2 protein-coding genes are annotated in these 3,964 nt (G+C 70.8%); both read right to left on the bottom strand.

The genetic code is table 11. The annotated features are described in order from the left end of the window. Window positions 1-1,537: glycosyltransferase family 32 protein (locus KDK95_RS34070; protein WP_212522493.1), on the bottom strand; the 1,537-nt coding region annotated here is incomplete at its 3' end. A 71-nt stretch (window positions 1,538-1,608) separates the two neighbouring features. After that, the coding region (locus tag KDK95_RS34065; protein ID WP_212522492.1) for a RelA/SpoT family protein at window positions 1,609-3,964 on the bottom strand (2,356 nt) is incomplete at its 5' end.

The raw sequence follows: 3,964 nt of genomic DNA, 5'->3' as shown, positions 1-3,964 counted from the left end.
GAGGTAGGAGGATGGCTCTCGCAGCCTTCTTATGAAGCAGCCAGACGCCGTCCGGGTCTCCGATCAGGGGCGGGAGTTGCGGCAGGTAGTGCAGGTGCCGGGGGGCGGTGGCCTGGTAGGCGAACGGCGTGAGCGTGAACGTCTCGTTGGGGCGGTCGTGCTTCCAGTGATGGTCGAAGACGCCGTGGACACTGGTGCGCAATTCCTCGTGCGACGCCAGGTGGCGCAGGATCGCGCTGAGCGCGTCGTCTGGATCGGGGAGCTCGGCGAGGGCGCCTTCGATGGCGATGAGGTCGAGGTGGCCGCGGGTGTCGTCGAGGTCGGAGATCAGGCGGTCGGTGAGGTCGGCGACCGTGGCGTGGATCTCCGTGTCGGACAGGGTGCGGACGGCCGGCTCGGGCTCTTCCAGGAGCCATGCCGCCTGGTACGGGTGGTGGTGCGGGATCGGGACCGGCGGCGCGAAGGGGCGGCCCGACTGGGACGACCAGCCCGTCTCGATGAAGCAGCGGTGCACCATCGCGGGTCCGGTGCGCTCGATCACCGGCAGACGCAGTGCGGCGTTGAGGTTGACCGCGGTGATGTCTACCCCCTGATAGGAGAATCCGTCGCGGGCGAGCTCGACCTGGTCCTTGCGGAAGTTGGCCCTGACCTGCTCGAGCATGGTGCGCAGCAGCGGGTGGCGCGGGAACGCCAGGAACGCCGCGTTACTGTCGTCGCCGCCGCCGAAGCCAGGCACGCTCGCCGCGACGACCGAGAACACGGTGTCTGACAGCAGCGGCTTGTTTCCGTCGAGGTAGAGGCCGCCGAACCGGTACACGAGCCACAGGCGCAGCAGGTCGCTGAACTCGGCCAGGCTCGGTCCGTCGCGTCGGGCACGGCGTGCACGCAGTGTTCGACGAATCCAACCCGAGTCGTCGACGCTGAGAAGCTCATCGGTGCTGATCAGGATGATGCGGTTGGCCTCCGCCCAGCGGACGAGTTGCCGGACGTCGGCGAAGGCCGGGTCATCTGCGACGGCGGGCTCCTGCTCCGGCGCCAGGGCGGCGCGGACCTCCGCGCGGGTGGCCTCGGTGAGGTGGACGAACGTCACGTCGCCGTGGATCTGCGCGCTCTTGGACCACTGCTCCCAGAACATCGCGCTTCTGCCAACCGGTCGCAGGACCCTGTTGGCGCCCCAGCCGGTCCAGATCGTGAACCAGACCTTCGGGATCCCGGCCCCGACGCTCGCCGGCAGCGGCTCGGCGCCGGAGCGCGGCGACCAGTCGGCGCGGCCGCGGCCCGGCGGCGGCAGTGCGATGCGTTCGCTGCCGGACAGGTCCGTGAGGTCCCAGGCTGCCGGGTCGCACTGGTCGCGGGACGGCGCCGGCTTCAGCAGGTTCATCAGCTCGAAGAAGCGCAGGACCTGGGCCGGGGACAGGTCGGCGTAGTCGTGGCCAGCCAAAAAGTCCAGGACGCCGTCTGCCCGCTCACGCCCTTGGTCAGGGGTCTGCGCGCGCCGCGTCAGCTCCGCCAGCATCTCGTCCGCATCCAGGCTCATCGTCCTGGGTTACGGAGCGGACCGGCGGAGCGTTCATCCGCGGCGCGCGGGTGAACGGGCCCGGCGGAGCGTCAGACGCGGTACACGTCGTAGACGCCCTCGATGCCGCGGACGGCCTTCAGGACGTGGCCGAGGTGCTTCGGGTCGCCCATCTCGAAGGTGAACCGGCTCATCGCGACCCGGTCGCGCGAGGTGTTCACCGTCGCGGCCAGGATGTTGACGTGCTGGTCGGAGAGCACGCGGGTGACATCCGAGAGCAGCCGGGCCCGGTCCAGCGCCTCGATCTGGATCGAGACCAGGAAGACCGACGAGGCCGTCGGCGCCCACTCGACCTCGAGCATGCGCTCGGGCTGGGCCTTGAGCTGCTCGATGTTGGTGCAGTCGGCGCGGTGCACGGAGACGCCGTTGCCGCGGGTGACGAAGCCGAGGATGCGGTCGCCCGGGACCGGGGTGCAGCAGCGGGAGAGCTTGACCCAGACATCCTCGACGCCCTTGACCAGCACGCCGGGGTCGCCCGCGGAGCGCTTGCGCTCGCGGCGGTCGCCGGGCAGCGTCGGGATCGTCGATTCGGCGAGGTCCTCTTCCGCGCCCTCCTCGCCGCCGAGGGTCTGCAGCAGCCGCTGGACGACCGACTGGGCGGAGACGTGGTTCTCGCCCACCGCGGCGTACAGGGCGCTGATGTCGGCGTGGTGCAGGTCGAGCGCGATCGAGGAGAGCGCCTCGCTGGAGAGCAGGCGCTGCAGCGGCAGGCCCTGCTTGCGGATCGCCTTGGCGATCTGCTCGCGGCCCTGCTCGATGGCCTCCTCGCGCCGCTCCTTGGTGAAGTGCGCGCGGATCTTGTTCCTGGCCCGCGGCGAGGCGACGAAGCCCAGCCAGTCGCGGCTCGGGCCCGCGTTCGGCGCCTTCGAGGTGAAGATCTCGACCACGTCGCCGTTGTCCAGCTTGGACTCCAGCGGCACCAGCCGCCCGTTCACCCGGGCGCCGATGCAGTGGTGGCCGACCTCGGTGTGCACGGCGTACGCGAAGTCCACCGGGGTCGAGCCGGAGGGCAGCGGGACGACGTCGCCCTTCGGGGTGAAGACGTACACCTCGGAGGCGGACAGGTCGAAGCGCAGCGCGTCCAGGAACTCGCCCGGGTCGGCGGTCTCGCGCTGCCAGTCCAGCAGCTGCCGCAGCCAGGCCATGTCGCCGGGGCCGGCGTCCGCGGTCTTGGCGCCGGAGCCGCCGCCGGTGCGGCCGTCCTCCTTGTACTTCCAGTGCGCCGCGACGCCGTACTCCGCGCGGCGGTGCATCGCGTGCGTGCGGATCTGCAGCTCGACCGGCTTGCCCTCGGGCCCGATGACCGTCGTGTGCAGCGACTGGTACATGTTGAACTTGGGCATCGCGATGTAGTCCTTGAACCGGCCGGGGACCGGGTTCCACCGCGCGTGGATGGTGCCGAGCGCCGCGTAGCAGTCGCGCACCGACTCCACCAGGACCCTGATGCCCACCAGGTCGTAGATGTCGGCGAAGTCGCGGCCGCGCACGATCATCTTCTGGTAGACCGAGTAGTAGTGCTTCGGCCGGCCGGTGACCGTGGCCTTGATCCGGGCCGCGTGCAGGTCGCCCTGGACGATGTCGGTGACCTGGGCCAGGAACTCCTCGCGCTTGGGCGCGCGCTCGGCGACCAGGTGCACGATCTCGTCGTACATCTTCGGGTAGAGGATCGCGAAGGCGAGGTCCTCGAGCTCCCACTTGATCGTGTTCATGCCCAGCCGGTGCGCCAGCGGGGCGTAGATCTCGAGGGTCTCGCGGGACTTCTGCTCCTGCTTCTCCCGCTTCATGTAGCGCATGGTGCGCATGTTGTGCAGCCGGTCGGCGAGCTTGATGACCAGCACGCGGATGTCGCGGGCCATCGCCACGACCATCTTGCGCACTGTCTCGGCCTGCGCGGCCTCGCCCAGCTTGACCTTGTCCAGCTTGGTCACGCCGTCGACCAGCAGGGCGACGGTGTCGCCGAAGTCGCGGCGCAGCATGTCCAGGCTGTAGTCGGTGTCCTCGACGGTGTCGTGCAGCAGGCCCGCGCACAGCGTCGGGACGTCCATGCCGAGCTCGGCCAGGATCGTGGTCACCGACAGCGGGTGGGTGATGTACGGGTCGCCGCTCTTGCGCCGCTGGCCGCGGTGGTACTTCTCCGCGACCTGGTAGGCCCGCTCGAGCAGCCGCAGGTCGGCCTTCGGATCGGAGGCGCGCACGATGCGGAACAGCGGTTCGAGCACCGGGTTCGGGCCGCCGGCCCGGGAGCCGCCGAGGCGGGCGAGCCTGGCCCGGACGCGGCTCGGGGGCTGGTGCGGCGCCGGCGGGGGCACGGCGGGCAGCGGCCGCGGGACGGCGGGTCCGGCGGCCGGGGCGCCCTGCTGCGGCCCGGAGGCGGGCGCGGGCTGGGGT

The sequence above is a fragment of the Actinospica acidithermotolerans genome, assembly GCF_018139625.1.
Lineage (GTDB): Bacteria > Actinomycetota > Actinomycetes > Streptomycetales > Catenulisporaceae > Actinospica > Actinospica acidithermotolerans.
The sequence above is the reverse complement of the archived record's forward strand: the minus strand, read 5'-3'. Positions and strand labels throughout refer to the sequence as shown.